This is a genomic window from Methanomicrobia archaeon, from assembly GCA_011049045.1.
Classification (GTDB): Archaea; Halobacteriota; Syntropharchaeia; order Alkanophagales; family Methanospirareceae; genus JACGMN01.
Window position 1 is genome coordinate 1 of the sequence record DSCO01000039.1, and the last position, 14070, is coordinate 14070.

Consider the following 14070-nt stretch of genomic DNA (forward strand, 5'->3'; position numbering starts at 1 on the left):
GTGATGAAGATCGTGGAACGGAGTGGACGTGAGTACTTCGCACAGATACCCAAGCGGGCACGACAGATGTGCTCGCTCTTCCCTGAGGCGCTACCTATGGGTTAATTTGCGGAGTTTGGGTAAATAACTGTTGTGACCGCGGGGGCACAGCACGCGCACCAACAAGAGCGCGAAACACGGCGTGAGCGAACCTGTGTTATCTGCTCTTCAGGAGGAGATACCAGAAGCCCAGCCGCTCAATGAGGTCTGCCACCGGTTGCCTGAATGGACTGCGGGTCCACCGCTCAACAATTCCCTGGATCGCCCGGTAATCCGTATCAGCACGGCGCAGGTGCTCGAACTGCTTCAACGAGATGATACTGGCGAAGAGGCAGAGCCGAAGCACGTGGTCCCGGGGGTCTTTGGATGTGCTCAGTTCGTAGAGGATGGGGATGAGTTGATCAGATTCCGCGAAGAGCGGCCCTATGGTGGCACGGACACGGTCAGGGTAAATGTCCAGCGCGCCTTTGCCGCGAATGAAGTCCGCCGCGGTCTTTCCCGCGCGATCGCCGCAGATGATCGTGGGTATGATCCCCTCGACAAACGGCTTGAAGTTCTGGTTTGCCACATCACCCACCAGTAACACGTTATCGTAGACCCAGTGCTCCGTGAAAGAGCGTATCGGCGCCCACCCACTCTTGTCCTGTACGAGTGTGCCCGTACCCACCTGCGCGCGCACCGGCGGCAACTCCATGAACGCGTCATAGCACTCCCGCAGCTTCCGGTCGAACACGATCGTGCCCACACCGACGTTCGCGGTCGTTCTGGACTTGGGGAGTATATAGGCATAGACGCCGGGCGCGAAATCGCCCAGGAATACCTGAAAACTCCGCGGGCTACGCAACTGCAGATGTGCCATCTCGTAGCTCAGCACTTTCCCGCAGGTCGTTTGCTTATCCGGTTTGAAGCCCAGGAGTTTCAGGACAGTTGCATCAACGCCATCGGCGGCTATCACCACCCGCGGCGCGATCTCCCGTATACCCGCAGGGGTCTTTACCGTTGCGCTCGTCACCGTGTACCCTGTTTTTACGGTCAGAGCGATAAGCTCCGTTTCTCTGAGTACCTCTGCTCCTTTTTCTTCCGCACGCCGGGCTAACCATGCATCGAACGCTGCGCGATTCAGCAGATGGGTCGTCCAGAGCTTGCCGGTGCGCGCGGTGCTCAGCTCTTCAGCCCAGAAGGTGAGCTCGTTCAGCGTCCAGATGAGCTGCTCGGGCGGGATCGGAAAGGGGAGGAACGGCAGGAGATACGCGCCGATGCCTTCGCCGCACTGTACCGGGACGCCGACCCTGCTCTTTCTCTCGATCATGATCGTGTGAGCACCGGCTTCTGCCGCAGCAGCGGCCGCGCTGCTCCCTCCCGGCCCTGCACCGACCACCAAGACATCACACGTGAGCGTCATGTCCTCGTCATCCCTCATGCCGCTACCGCAGGAGTGAAATCGCACTTTTCGGGTATCCCCTTCTGTTTATTCTCTCCCGCAGTCGTGATAGCGATTCAACGGCAAGCCATAAAAAAGGAGAGCCAACAGTACGGTGCGAATTGAATCTCATACGCTGCGCACAGTATGAACTGGGGTTAACGATAAACGGTGCACCAGCACCTGCGACACGACAGGTATGCCCCCGAAGGGAAAGTAACGTTTGTTGTGGGTCGTCATTTATCATCAACCGCCACCAACGTGACAGTTCCAAGGACGGGATAGAAAAATATTTAAGTCCATACAGACAAAGATGCAACGGAAACATGGAACGAATAAAGACCTACATTGATCGGCTGGATGAGCAATTAGAGGGTGGCATTCCGAAAGGGACCATTTCCTTGATCTGTGGTACCCCGGGCTGCATGAAAAGTTCTGTGGCGTACAGCATTCTGTATAACAATGCAGTGAACGAGAACTTGCACGGGCTCTATGTCACTTTTGAGCAGGAGATTGTGAGCTTAAAACAGCAGATGGAGCGGCTGGGAATGACTGAAGCGACCGACAACCTGACGATCGTCGATCACGCCATGATCGATCAGACCGTGGGGGTGGATGTGCGATTTGAGCTCAATTCGATCAAGAAGGCGAAGATGTATCTCATGGATCTCGTGGATCACGAAGATTATGATCTCGTGGTGATCGATCCACTCAATGCGCTCTACACCCTCACCACCATCAAGAATCCGCGCAAGGAGATCTACCGCTTTTTCACCGAGCTGAGACAGCTGAAGTTGACGAGTCTCATCATCTCAGAGATCCATCAAGGAGATAACCGCTTCGGGAAATACGGGGTCGAGGATTTCCTCTCCGATGCGATCATCCATCTGGATTTCCGGCGCGAGAAGGATATCCTTGAGCGCTACATCGGGATCGTTAAGATGCGCTATACCAACCACAACCTCCAATATTACCCGCTCTTCTACAACCGAACGGGCTTCACCATCTACACAAAGGAAGAGATGGAGTTGTGAACCGGCGGCATAGCACGTTTACCGCTGCGTGCGCAGATCCTGCTGTGAGTAGCTCAGCTGCTGGTTCTTCCTGCGTAGCCTGTACGCACCAATTGATCGTGCAGAGTAGCTCTCTGCTGGGTAACCCAAACCCCGCGGTTCAAGCGGCGTTAATACCACCGGGGGAAAATTTATATTGCGGCTGTGAAGAAGAGATTAGTGAGAGAACTATGAACTGTGAGTGGAAACGCATCGCCGAGAAATCCACAGTCACGTGTATCATGCTCAAGACGTTATTGGAGAAATTGGTATGTGCGGTTCCGGGCATAGCGAAAGGTCGTAAGGATGCCCCGTGGACGCGGTGCTGGCAGTGGCGAATGGATATATCGGGAAACCGCTGCTATCTGAGGCCGAACGTGAGCAGCGCATTGGTGGCGCGCTGGAACGATCGTAACAGAAGTGAAGACCATGAGTAAAAACGAGCTGAAGATCTTGATCGTGGAAGATCAGGAAGAGCACGTGCTCATCATAAAGAACGCCTTGGAGAAGAGCGAGCGGGCACAGCGTATCTGGGTCTGTAGAGACGGAGAAGAGGCGCTCGATTTCCTTTATAACCGTGCTGCGTTCGCCTCGAAGCGGGCATATCCGAAGCCGGATGTCCTACTGCTGGATCTCCGCCTGCCCAAGATTGACGGGCTCGAGGTGCTCAAGCGGATAAAGGCTGATGAGCACTTGAAGGATATTGCCGTTATCGTGCTCACCGCATCTGAGCGGGGCGAGGACATCATCGAGGCTTACAAGGACGACGTGCAGAGCTATATCCTGAAGTCCACGTTTATCGTCTCGAAGACGGGGAAGATGGAAGGGCTTCTGGACGCGATCCGCGCCATCCCGTGATCGACTCACGCACGCATGCTCACGTTAGATATGCGCTGAGCATGCCTCTGTGAGTAGCGGTTTGCGTGCCGAACGAGAGCGGTGCGCACGGTATGCTCGATGACGGGTCGGTAGTTATTACACTTCTTCCTTTGTCTTTGGTCGCCTGACGAGCCAGATAAGCAAGCCGACAACGCTGAGCACGAGCACAATGGCCACCCAGAGCACGCCGTTCTCACCGCGGTCGGTCGCTTCCCGGTAGACCCATATCGCGATGATAACAGCCATAACGAACCAGAGGATAATGAGGATGATCCCGAGCGAGAGAAAACCAACGCCTGCAACGGAGGACTCCATCGCAGGCGGTTCAGATGGCGTTACGGAGGGTGGTATCGTCGGTGTGGGCGTCGGGGTTACCGCCGCGACGCTCTCGTTCACGTCCGCGCCCCCAGAAGCGGGAGAAGGTCGTGCCACGCTCACGTTCACGGCGGGCTCTTCCGCCTGCAGGATGGTAAGGGTAGTCGAGTCGGTGCGCCCACCGCCGTCGTCCACGGTCACGATATACGAACCGATATTCGCCGATTCGGTAGCAAAGGTGGCTTCAAAGCTATTGTAATAGGTCGTATAGTCCGTTTTGACCTTTGCGATCTGCGGCTTCAAGCTCGGCGTGCGCTCGTCCGCGCCCTCAACGGTAACAATGATCGCGGTATCCACCTGCCGGTTGGTCGTGCCCGTCACCGTGATCTCGCGCCCAAGCGAGACGTCCGCCACCGGATCTACCGAGACGAAGCCCGGTTCGACCTTGATCGTCGTGAGCCCGAACAGATCGTCAGTCCCCGGTGCCTCGATCGTCCTGTCCTTCACGATCGCCAGGATTTGATCGGTTGTTCTGACGCGGAGTGGCGTTGCGCTGATAACTGCGAGAAGGTTACTACTTTGACTCTTACCCCAGACCCCGTCGCGGCCATAGTTCAACGCAAGGATCAGGTACGTGCCGGTATCAACGTCCTTGCTCACCTTAATCTTCTCGGTTTCGAATTTGCCATCAGTATTCACACCATAAGCACCGTAGGTTAGACCGGGAGCATCTAATAAGCCCCCTTTCTCGGCTAAAAACCCCGCTCCACCACCGCCCTCTGGTGCTATCGTAAAAATGTCCACCCTGTCCCTCCCAGGGACAATTCCCTCAATGGTGAACCCATCACCGAGGGCGACGAATGGCGCGCTGGGTTCTGCGAAGAGGCCTCCGCGAATTAGAACGACAGAAATTGACGCGTCAGGAGGATCCTGAGCAGGATCGGAGAGCGGTAAGATCCATATCGCAATTCTATAGGAACCGGGGGCTTTATCTTTGGTCGGCCAGGTAAAATCAAAGCCTTTTATATCGCGATTCGTTGCCACCTGTTCATCTTCGATTTTAAGCGTTATGTTATTCCCCGTGTTTGCTTTACCCGTAATCTCAACGTTCTCGCCGATGTGGTAAATGGGTGGATCTTTGTTGACCTTTAATTCCGCTTTAAATGGCACAATTGTCACGTATCTACTGTCCGTGCTATTTTCGCGAGTGCTGGGCTTCACCCCCCCACTACATCCGTATTCGGTTGCGGTGATTTTATAGGTTCCTGAAACGGCAAAATATGCTACTGCCTTAAACTCACCATTTCTATCTGAAGTGCCAAAAGCAGTCGGGCCCCCCTGTAAAACATCTCCCCTACCCACAATAAACTCTACATTTATGTCAACCCCCCAGGTAATCTCAAGGGAGACATTGGTATGCGGCGTGGTCGACAGGGTGAATACCAATTCCTCATATGTTGCTTGCCCTTCTGGCACCACTTGTATTATCGTAACACCCTTACTTTTAACCTCAAAAGATATTTCTGGGCCTTCGGTATCGAGCCCGTTATTTGTCTCAGGATCGGTCTCAATGCGTAGTTTGTATATACCTGTGTCCAAACCGGCAGTATTTATGGTGATAGAATTTTTACCTTTGTAATCAAATCCCACATCAATATCCCTGAGAGAGACACCATTAATATCATATACTTGCAATCCTGAAGGCTTTAAGAGCTTATAGGTAATGTTGTTTGGTAAGGGACCTTCTAAAATCGAAAAGTCCTTGCTAAAATTGCTTATAAACCATAAGTTAGTATCTGCTTCAAAAGTTATATTATCTCCTTTTTTAACCCAAAAAAATTCTTCGCTACATACTTTTGTTTTGACCCTTAACTCAGGGGCGAAGAAATAAACGGTGATACGCCCATTAGGCCCGGTAACTTCGTATTCATCTGTTTTACTCAGATCCTCTTTATACGCGCTAGAGTCAAATGGTCCATTAAAAGTTATTGGTGGTACAACGATATCTGGATTTGTGTTCCTTATTGTGCCATAAGGTATTGTCTCTCCGGCGTCGTTTAAAAAGTTTACATTTATCTCGCCGATTATTGCAATCCCCCTATTACCAACATACTTCCCTTCCTCAGGGCTCACGCCCGCATGCACCGGTGCCGCGAAGATGCTAAATGCGAGCACTGATAGAAGCACAACGATCGTGCCCCGCGCGACACTTCTTTTATGGATAACCATCTTTCTTCTTTCTCCTTACCGCCGCTCTTATCTTCTATCGCACCCTCATGTTATTTATAATAGTGGGGTACTAACGATTGGTAAGTACATATAGTTAGGACGATAAAAGGATATGGGCGCGATGTCAAGAACAAGGAACAGGGGGATTCTTGCGGTATCTGCGCTGACCGTAGTGATCCTTCTGCTGGCACTGGTTCTGTGCACCACCGGGGCGACGGAACTCAGGATCGCGAGTCTCAACGGTAACTACGTGGGGCGAGCGGTGACGGTCTCGGGCGTTGTTATGGAGATTGCCAATAACGTTGAGCCGTCACCGGACCTGGACAAAGGGATCCAGACCTTCGAGCCGGGAGGCACGGGGGTGCTCACCCTGGCGGACGATTTTGAGCTGAAGGATCAGGTCTTCGTCAGTTGTGACCCGCGACTGCTCAGTGCGTATTACAAGGGGCAGCGCGTGATGGTCACGGGCATCTATGCCGGTAAGGTCGGCGACCGCGGGCTCATCTATGCGGATCGTGTTATCGAGGATGTTTCACTTATTTACCCGCGGGTGACGGTAAAGGAGCTCAAAGAGTTCCCGGGATATTACCATGATCAATCGGTCAGCCTGGAAGGTGCGGTTACCCGCATTGTGCTCACCGCAGGTGCGACGGAGCTGGAGATAGACGACGGCACGGGCAAGCTGGCGGTCGCTTATAGCGATGTGTTCCGGAACGTCTCGATCGGTGACGATGTGCTCGTAGAGGGTAAATTCGCCCATACGAAGCTCTTCGCCTTTACGGTCACGCTGCTGAACCCCGAGCCGGTGGTGACGCCAACGCCTGCACCCACGCCAACACCCGCACCCACGCCAACGCCTGTACCGACGCCGGCACTGACTGCTGAACAAACCGTCGCGGCTGAGGCGGGCGGGCGAGGGCTTCCGTGGCTGCTCACCTGGCTCATTGCCGGTGTCGTGGCGGTGATCGTTGTGATTCTCGTCATCAAAGTGAGAGAGATGCTCCTGCTCAGACGCTATAGCAAGTAATAAAAACACCTGCAAGAACATGAGGCTTACAGCGGCAAAGGGAACTCAGCACGCTAAGGGAGAAGTACGTACCGGCGGAGCAGTGGCGAAGAAGCAGCTGTTGCACGCTTTGAGCGAATCGAAAAGGATCGAGGAAGCGGAAAAGCTGCAGGAACGGTTGCTTACCCGGATACAAACCCAGCTCAACAAGACGGAGGCAAAGGCCGAGGCTGATGAGCGTGCGAAATTACAGGCGGAAGAGCAGGAAGCAGTAGCCACGTTGGAGCGTATCCGGGCGAAAAAGAGCGCGGCTGAGGTCGCGCTGCGGGCTGCAATCGCGGCATTAAAGGGTGAGACCGTGGAGCCAAATCCGGGTGAGACCCCGGTGCCCGATCCGGTTACCGTGGCGCCCGGTGATGGTGTGGCTGGAGGTGCGAGCCCGTTTGCTTCATATCTTGCCGCAGGTGGAGCGCGCGAAAACGCAGAGGCGATGGGCGATCTTGAGACCTATCCGGTGAATGAGCCCTGGGCGTACGTGCACATAACCGCGACCACGCCCCCCATTTACGCGGTTCACGAGGTGGAACTCTCCGAAGGCGAGCGAGAGCTGCTCAAAGAGATCAAGACGTACCTCTATGAGACCCTGGACGTGAGCCTTACTACGCTCCAGGAACCGGTGGTTTTTCTCCGGGAACGCGTAGATCGTGTGCTGCAGGAGTTTGGCGTAAATGGGAGCATCACCCAGGACAATATGGATAAGCTCATGTACTATGTCACGCGGGACTTCATCGGCTACGGGAAGTTAGATCCACTCATCCGTGACAAGATGGCGGAGGATATCTCAGCCGACGGGCCGGAGATACCACTCTTTGTCTTCCACCGGAACTACGGCTCCATCGAGACGAACATCATTTTTAATCGCGAGGATCTGGACGCTCTGATCTACCGGTTATCACAGCGATCGGGGCGGCACATCTCCCTGGCCCGACCGCTTCTGGACGCCTCTCTGCCCACCAAGGACCGATTGCAATTGAGTATCGGGAGTGAGGTCACGACGCGGGGCTCAACCTTCACGATCCGTAAGTTCCGGGAGACGCCCTTTACACCGATCAACCTCGTGGAGTATGGCACGTTCTCTATGGAGATGATGGCATACTTCTGGTTGGCGGTGGAGAACGGAGCGAACATCCTCATTGCCGGCGGCACCGCCTCGGGTAAGACCACGGTGCTCAACGCGATCGCGATGTTCATACCACCTGAGAGCAAGATCGTCTCGATCGAGGATACCCGAGAGATCAACTTGTTGCACCAGAATTGGATCCCGGCGGTGACGCGGCAGGTGGAAGAGGGCGGTTACGCGATCGAGATGTACGATCTGCTCCGAACTGCGCTCCGGCAGCGGCCGGAATACGTGCTTGTGGGTGAGGTGCGGGGCGTAGAGGCGCATACGCTCTTTCAAGCCATGGCTACCGGGCACATTACCCTCTCCACGATACACGCGGAATCCGCGACTACGGTGGTGAAACGATTGACGAAGCACCCCATTGACGTCCCGCTCATGCTCCTTGACAGCCTGGATATCATCGCGATACAGCGCCAGGTAAAGGTGGGTGAGCGGCACGTGCGACGCTGCACCAAGATCATCGAGGTCACGGGGATCGATTTCGAGGAAGAGATGCTGAAGACGAACGAGCTCTTCACCTGGCGGCCCGATGAGTTCGAGTTCACCGGCGAATCGCGGGTATTCGTTAAGATAATGGAGAAGCTGAACCTGTCCGAGGAGCAACTGGTTGAGGAGTTCTCACGCAGGAAACGGATTTTGGATGCGATGAGTGCGCGGGGGATGGACGACTTCCAATCGCTCAACCGGGTGTTACTCGATTACTGTATAGATCCAGCAGGTACGGAGCAGCGGGTGGTACCGGAGGAGCGCGAGCGCGAAGTGCAATGAGTGTGGAGAGCGAGGGAGCACGAACGTGGGGCACCGCCACGGGATTATTTCGCGGCTACTTCATAAAGCGTCGCGAAAAGTACGAGAAGCTCCGCGATAAGCTGCTGAGCGCGCATATTTTCGTGCCGGTCGAGCGCTGGCTCTCGCAGGCGGTCTTCTATTCGTTCATTGCGGCTGGCGTTGCTGTTTCGGTCTACATTCTTCTCCGCTACCTGATCCTTTCGTTGCTTGCCGAGTTCACCCTGAGCGAGTTTGACCTCGCGGTCAGCCTCATGCTCGCGCTGCTCGCGTTCCTGGGGACCTACGCAGGCTTTCTGTACTATCCGAGCATCAGGGCGTGGGAGCGCAAGGGCAAGATCGATGAGAATCTCCCGTACGCGATCAGTTATATCTCGGCGATGGCTTCGATCGGGGTGTATCCGTTCTCGATCTTCAAGAAGCTCGCAGGTGCAGAGGAGACGTATGGCGAGGTGAGCAAGGAGTTGAAGCTGCTGGTGCGTGACGTGGAGCTGCTCGGCTTCGATTTCATCACCGCACTCAAGAAGCTGGTGGCCACGACGCCATCCTTAAACATGCGTGCATTCTTGCAGGGTGCGGTAACCACCACGCTCTCGGGCGGTGATATGGGTGCATATTTCGTGAAAACGGCACAGGAATATATGGCAGAGCGGCGGAAGCGGTATCAGGATTTTATCCAGACACTCGAGCTGTTTGCGGAATTCTATGTCATCGGGGTGGTCGCGTCCCCGCTCTTGCTCGTGGTGGTGCTCTCGATCCTGACCTTTCTCGGTGGTGCGTCGATCGAGGGCCTGGCCGCGATCATTTACCTTGTCATACCACTGGCCTCCGCGGCCTTTATCTTCCTCGTCGGTACGGTATCAGTTGAGTGAGGAGAAACCATGGTAGAAGATCGGCTGCTCACAGCACTGGAACGGCGGCGTCAGGAGGCGCGAATATTGCGGATACTCCGGGATCCGGTCGGGGTATTTCGTGAGAATCCCTTGCGGTTGGGCTATATCTCCGGCGCCATTGGCGGCTGTCTCATGTTCCTCGCGTATCTCTACAGCTGGGAATTTGTGGCACCCACCGATGCGTACATCCTTGCTGCACTGGTCGCCGCTATGCCGCCGACCGCGTACCTGTACGTGGTGCAGAAGCGTGAGCGGAAGGCGGATGATGAATTCCCCGGCTTGCTGCGCGATCTCGCGCAGGCGAAACGCGCAGGACTCACCTTGATCGATGCCTTCTCGCTTACCGCAGAAGGGAACTACGGCGTGCTCACCGACGGGCTCAGAACGCTGGTCTGCCATCTCACCTGGGGTGTTTCGTTCGAAGATGCATTACGCATGTTCGCCAGACGCTATCCCACGCGGATCATTAAGCGTTCAGTAGCGATCATCATCGAGGGCTACCAGGTGGGGGGCGATGTGGGCGAGATCCTGAAGGTGGCGGCAGATGACGTTATGGAATTGCGAACCCTGGAGAAAGAACGCATCTCGGATATGAGCGTCTATGTGATCATCTGTTACACCATCTTCTTCGTCTTTCTTGGCGTCTTGCTCGTGCTCTACCACTCGTTCATACCGATGATGGTGGAGGCAGCAGCGCGCGTAGAGGAGGTAGGGATTTATAGCATGTTTACAGCTACCGGGCAGGTTGAGCGGATGAAGATGCTCTTCTTCCATTGCGGGATCATCCAGGGCGTCTGCACGGGTCTGGTAGCCGGAAAGATGGGCGAGGGAAAAGTGGTTGCCGGGCTGAAGCACGCGACCATCCTTGCACTGGCGACCTTCATCTTCTTCGCGCTCCTCAAGATCATTCCGCCAATGACCGCGCCGCTATAGGTAAGGTTCGGGTCGCGGCCTCGCAGTTACTCCGGAATACCACGCATGCACGCATGCATGCATGCATCATGCGGTGAGCTCAGCACACGAGTGGCCGTGCGTTACGAACCGGTGAGTTCAGCTCAACTCAGCTCAGCTCAGGGAAGTGAATCTCGATTTCGCGCTTCGCCGCGGCTTCAGAATCGGCCGCATGCACGACATTGTGCCGCGTATCGGTCCCGAAATCGGCGCGAATCGTGCCGAACTCAGCCTCGCGGGGGTCTGTTTTGCCCGCGGTCTCACGTGCGACGTTGATGGCATCGTCGCCTTCGAGCACCACCGCGATCGTGGGCCCTGAGATCATGTAGGTGATCAAACCCTCGTAATAATACTCACCCTCATGCTCCGCATACTGCGTCTCTGCTACCTGCCTCGTGAGCTGAACCAGCTTCACGGCCGCGATGGTCAAGCCCGCACGCTCGAATCGCTCAATGACCGCGCCGATAAGGCCGCGCTCAACGCACCCGGGTTTGATCATCACGAATGTCCGCTCCTTCTTCGGTGCCGCAACTTCCCGATCGCTCAGGCCTTCGCCGATCACTACCTCACTCATCTCTCGCCGGGCAACCCGCGGTGCGGGTGTTCGCTTGTGCTAGAGCATAGCGCGGGCATCCATAAAATAGTGAAGGCCGCGGGATTACCGGACGTGTCCGGGCCGAGCCGAGCCGAGCCGAGCCGACACGCGTACCCATGCTCACGGTAATCAGCTTTAGCGAGTCAATCCACGCAACGTTCACCAGTAGCTGCGTACCAGCTCGACGTTTCGCTTGAGTTCTTCGTAATCCATCTCTTCTCGCTTACGGCTCTTCCAGAAGGTCTCGATCAGCAGATAGTTGCAGGAGGTCGATTTCAGGAGCGTAAATACCCGCTCAAGATCCAGCACACCCCGGCCGAGGGAGAGATGATCCTGGAGCACCGAATCGACACAGGCGCAGTCATGCACATGCGCTACCAGCATCTTCTGGCCGCAGTGATCCACCCATTGCGTGAGATAATCCATGAAGTGCTCACCGTTCTCCTGCTCCTTCTTTTTGGTGTGGTATACTTCGGCCTTTATCGCGTGCCCGATGTCCAGGGTGAACTGTAACCGCGGATAGAAGCGTGCGAGCGCTTCGTGCAGGAGATCGGAGCGCTCGCAGGTCGTTAATTCGTTCTCGGCACAACCGGTCAAGCGAAACGCCGCAGCCGTTTGCATCACCATTGCACAACGCGCAAGCATCTTTTGCTCTATCTGCGGTCGAACGTCCTCGAGCTTGTAAGTGGGGATTTTTACGGGCAGGTGGAAATTATAGTAGAGCGTGCGGGGGTGGAAGGACGCTGAAAAGGCCATGCAGCTCCGCACTATCCGCAGACCGGCCTCCGCAAGATCGTCGCGTGGATGCGCAACGGGTGTATCGAGCGGAGAATGGAAGCCGATGCGCATACCATATTCATCCAGCACTCGCAGCAGCTCTTCTCGCTCCTTATCCGCCATGGAATCGGGCAGCGGGAAATCCAGGGAGAACTCGATGTAGTCCAGGTCGAGCCGATGGAGCTTCCGCAAGGTCTCGGTAAAGGGTCGGTTACCATACCAGACCGGCGCGCCGAGTACGATCTGCATCGGTCAGTCCTCTTTCCGTTTCACGAGCAGGGTCAAGCCATCGCGATCCACGATCGCCACCTTTACGCCCTCAGGGATCGTTTCCCCTGCTGCGGCACGCGCGTTCCAGATCTCACCGCGTAGTTTGACGGTGCCCTTATCCTCAGTGATCGTGGACTCAGCCTTCGTTACGCGTCCGATGAGCTCCTCGGCACCCACCTGAGCTCGCCGTTTCCTGCTCTTGAGGACCGCACCGACGGCGAAGAAGAAAAAGAGCGCAGAGGCGATAGCGACCCCGAGGACGGTGAGCACGAAGCCTTCGAACCAGCCCGATTCAGGACTGACGAGGAACGGCTCTTTCGGGAGTATCAGCGCGCCGATGATCAAGCAGACCGCACCGCCGGTCGTGAGTATGCCGAAGGTCGGGGTCAATGCCTCCGCGATGAAGAGGAGAACCGCAACGATAATGAGGAGCACGCCGAAGACGTTCACCTCAAAGAGTCCGATACCGTAGAGCGCTAATATGAGGCAGATCGCGCCGATCATCTCCGGTACGTACGTGCCGGGCGACATGAACCCGAAGATGAGCCCGTAGATGCCCACTAGCAGCAGAATGACCGCGATCTGGGGATCGCTCAGTGTTTCGAGGAGCGTTGAACGGATCGTTCTCTCTTTACGGTGAATGATGGCGTCCTTCGTCGCTAACGTCTGGTTTTCACCTGCTATCGTGACATTCATACCGTCAAGCTTCGCTAAGAGGTCAGTTTCGTCGTTGGCAATGAGCTCGATGATCCCGCGTTCCAGCGCGAGGTTCTCGTTGAGCGCGTCATTATCGGTGACGAAGCGTTTGGCCTGCGTCGCGTTACGGCCCCGTGAGGCCGCGATACTCTCGATATGCCCGGCGAAGAAGTTGATGGTCTTGTTGTCCGCGGCCTGGCGGCCTTCTATGCCAATCTCGACGGGCATTGCCGCGCCTGTGGTCGTGCCTGGCGCCATGGCCGCGATATTCCCGGAGACGAGTATAAAGGCACCTGCGGACGCGGCGATCGCGCCCCTCGGCGCGACATAGGTGATCACCGGCACGTCTAAATTCAGGATCGCCTCGGTGATCTTCAGTGTGGAGCTGACGAGCCCGCCGGGCGTATCGAGCTCGATCAGGACAGCTTCGGCACCCAGCTGCTCAGCTTCTTGCAAGCCTTCAATGATGTCCAAGACCGTGCCCTCGGAGATCGTGCCTTCGATACGGATTACGTAGATAACGTGATCGTCGCTGGCTGCTCCTGCGCAAGGAACAAGAGCGCCTACAATGGCGAGGCTAATAATGAAGACCAAAAGATACACGTGACGTTGTTTCGTGGCCATTGCTCTGTAGTTGTAGGCAAATAGATAGCTACTTCGATGTAAGCCCCCGGAACAATTAAATCTTCGCTTTGCGGAGTTAGAAGATCGTGATGGCAGCGGCGATTTTTCTTCATAGGTGTCACAGGCCAAAGCGGGGCTGTAAAGTTAATGGGTGCTGCAGCAAACGCACCAAAAAAATTATACTATATGGGAAAAAATACCACTTGTGGTGGATGGATTTGATCACCAACCCCAACAAGTTGACAGCCGCGAGATCCGGTGCAGTGGTGTCCGGAGAGTAAGATCACAATGCATCACGAGAAGATCAAGCGGAAACGGGGCCGGGGTTGGGATGGTTGCTACGACAAACCTTTTA

The 14070-nt window shown here is 55.5% G+C and carries 12 protein-coding genes; 7 read left to right on the top strand and 5 right to left on the bottom strand.

Annotation, left to right across the window (positions count from 1 at the left end):
• Positions 1-196: 196 nt before the first annotated feature.
• Positions 197-1459, bottom strand: coding sequence for an NAD(P)/FAD-dependent oxidoreductase (locus tag ENN68_04675; GenBank protein ID HDS45375.1), 1263 nt, complete (start codon positions 1457-1459; stop codon positions 197-199).
• A 326-nt stretch (positions 1460-1785) separates the two neighbouring features.
• Between ENN68_04675 and ENN68_04680 the strand changes: the two genes are divergently transcribed.
• The 3 genes from ENN68_04680 to ENN68_04690 all read left to right on the top strand — a co-directional run bounded on the left by ENN68_04680 (position 1786) and on the right by ENN68_04690 (position 3369).
• On the top strand, positions 1786-2493 hold the full coding sequence (locus ENN68_04680; protein HDS45376.1) for a hypothetical protein: 708 nt from the start codon (positions 1786-1788) through the stop codon (positions 2491-2493).
• Positions 2494-2702: 209 nt separating this feature from the next.
• Complete coding sequence (locus tag ENN68_04685; GenBank protein ID HDS45377.1) at positions 2703-2948, top strand: hypothetical protein; 246 nt, start codon at positions 2703-2705, stop codon at positions 2946-2948.
• The gene (locus tag ENN68_04690) at positions 2941-3369 is read left to right on the top strand and encodes a response regulator (GenBank protein HDS45378.1); all 429 of its coding nucleotides are present in this window, start codon (positions 2941-2943) and stop codon (positions 3367-3369) included. Before ENN68_04685 ends, ENN68_04690 begins: the two co-directional genes overlap by 8 nt.
• A gap of 117 nt (positions 3370-3486) precedes the next feature.
• Here ENN68_04690 and ENN68_04695 read toward each other — a convergent pair whose 3' ends face one another.
• Entirely contained in the window at positions 3487-4926 is a 1440-nt protein-coding gene (locus ENN68_04695) for a hypothetical protein (GenBank protein ID HDS45379.1), read from the bottom strand.
• 1129 nt (positions 4927-6055) lie between these two features.
• Here ENN68_04695 and ENN68_04700 point away from each other — a divergent pair.
• Genes ENN68_04700 through ENN68_04715 form a run of 4 tightly spaced genes read left to right on the top strand, consistent with a single transcriptional unit; the run spans position 6056 to position 10735 of the window.
• Positions 6056-6961: a hypothetical protein gene (locus tag ENN68_04700; protein ID HDS45380.1), complete on the top strand. Its 906-nt coding sequence runs from the start codon at positions 6056-6058 to the stop codon at positions 6959-6961.
• Between the two features lie 19 nt (positions 6962-6980).
• Positions 6981-8891 (top strand): secretion system protein E, encoded by a 1911-nt coding sequence (locus tag ENN68_04705; GenBank protein HDS45381.1) that lies wholly within the window; start codon positions 6981-6983, stop codon positions 8889-8891.
• On the top strand, positions 8888-9781 hold the full coding sequence (locus ENN68_04710) for a hypothetical protein (protein ID HDS45382.1): 894 nt from the start codon (positions 8888-8890) through the stop codon (positions 9779-9781). Before ENN68_04705 ends, ENN68_04710 begins: the two co-directional genes overlap by 4 nt.
• A 9-nt stretch (positions 9782-9790) precedes the next feature.
• On the top strand, positions 9791-10735 hold the full coding sequence (locus ENN68_04715) for a hypothetical protein (protein HDS45383.1): 945 nt from the start codon (positions 9791-9793) through the stop codon (positions 10733-10735).
• 127 nt (positions 10736-10862) lie between these two features.
• Here ENN68_04715 and ENN68_04720 read toward each other — a convergent pair whose 3' ends face one another.
• From ENN68_04720 to ENN68_04730, 3 genes are all read right to left on the bottom strand, one after another.
• Positions 10863-11327 (bottom strand): nucleoside-diphosphate kinase, encoded by a 465-nt coding sequence (locus tag ENN68_04720; GenBank protein HDS45384.1) that lies wholly within the window; start codon positions 11325-11327, stop codon positions 10863-10865.
• Positions 11328-11507: 180 nt separating this feature from the next.
• A complete protein-coding gene (locus ENN68_04725; GenBank protein HDS45385.1) occupies positions 11508-12374 on the bottom strand; it encodes a sugar phosphate isomerase/epimerase in 867 nt (288 codons plus the stop codon).
• Between the two features lie 3 nt (positions 12375-12377).
• Positions 12378-13715, bottom strand: a complete 1338-nt coding sequence (locus tag ENN68_04730) for a nodulation protein NfeD (protein HDS45386.1) — start codon at positions 13713-13715, stop codon at positions 12378-12380.
• Positions 13716-14070 lie beyond the last annotated feature (355 nt).

What these genes read in the sequence shown, in the direction of transcription:
- ENN68_04675 (HDS45375.1), bottom strand. Translation starts at nt 1,459, where the DNA reads ATGAGGGATGACGAGGACATGACGCTCACGTGTGATGTCTTGGTGGTC.
- ENN68_04680 (HDS45376.1), top strand. Translation starts at nt 1,786, where the DNA reads ATGGAACGAATAAAGACCTACATTGATCGGCTGGATGAGCAATTAGAG.
- ENN68_04685 (HDS45377.1), top strand. Translation starts at nt 2,703, where the DNA reads ATGAACTGTGAGTGGAAACGCATCGCCGAGAAATCCACAGTCACGTGT.
- ENN68_04690 (HDS45378.1), top strand. Translation starts at nt 2,941, where the DNA reads ATGAGTAAAAACGAGCTGAAGATCTTGATCGTGGAAGATCAGGAAGAG.
- ENN68_04700 (HDS45380.1), top strand. Translation starts at nt 6,056, where the DNA reads ATGTCAAGAACAAGGAACAGGGGGATTCTTGCGGTATCTGCGCTGACC.
- ENN68_04705 (HDS45381.1), top strand. Translation starts at nt 6,981, where the DNA reads ATGAGGCTTACAGCGGCAAAGGGAACTCAGCACGCTAAGGGAGAAGTA.
- ENN68_04710 (HDS45382.1), top strand. Translation starts at nt 8,888, where the DNA reads ATGAGTGTGGAGAGCGAGGGAGCACGAACGTGGGGCACCGCCACGGGA.
- ENN68_04715 (HDS45383.1), top strand. Translation starts at nt 9,791, where the DNA reads ATGGTAGAAGATCGGCTGCTCACAGCACTGGAACGGCGGCGTCAGGAG.
- ENN68_04720 (HDS45384.1), bottom strand. Translation starts at nt 11,327, where the DNA reads ATGAGTGAGGTAGTGATCGGCGAAGGCCTGAGCGATCGGGAAGTTGCG.
- ENN68_04725 (HDS45385.1), bottom strand. Translation starts at nt 12,374, where the DNA reads ATGCAGATCGTACTCGGCGCGCCGGTCTGGTATGGTAACCGACCCTTT.
- ENN68_04730 (HDS45386.1), bottom strand. Translation starts at nt 13,715, where the DNA reads ATGGCCACGAAACAACGTCACGTGTATCTTTTGGTCTTCATTATTAGC.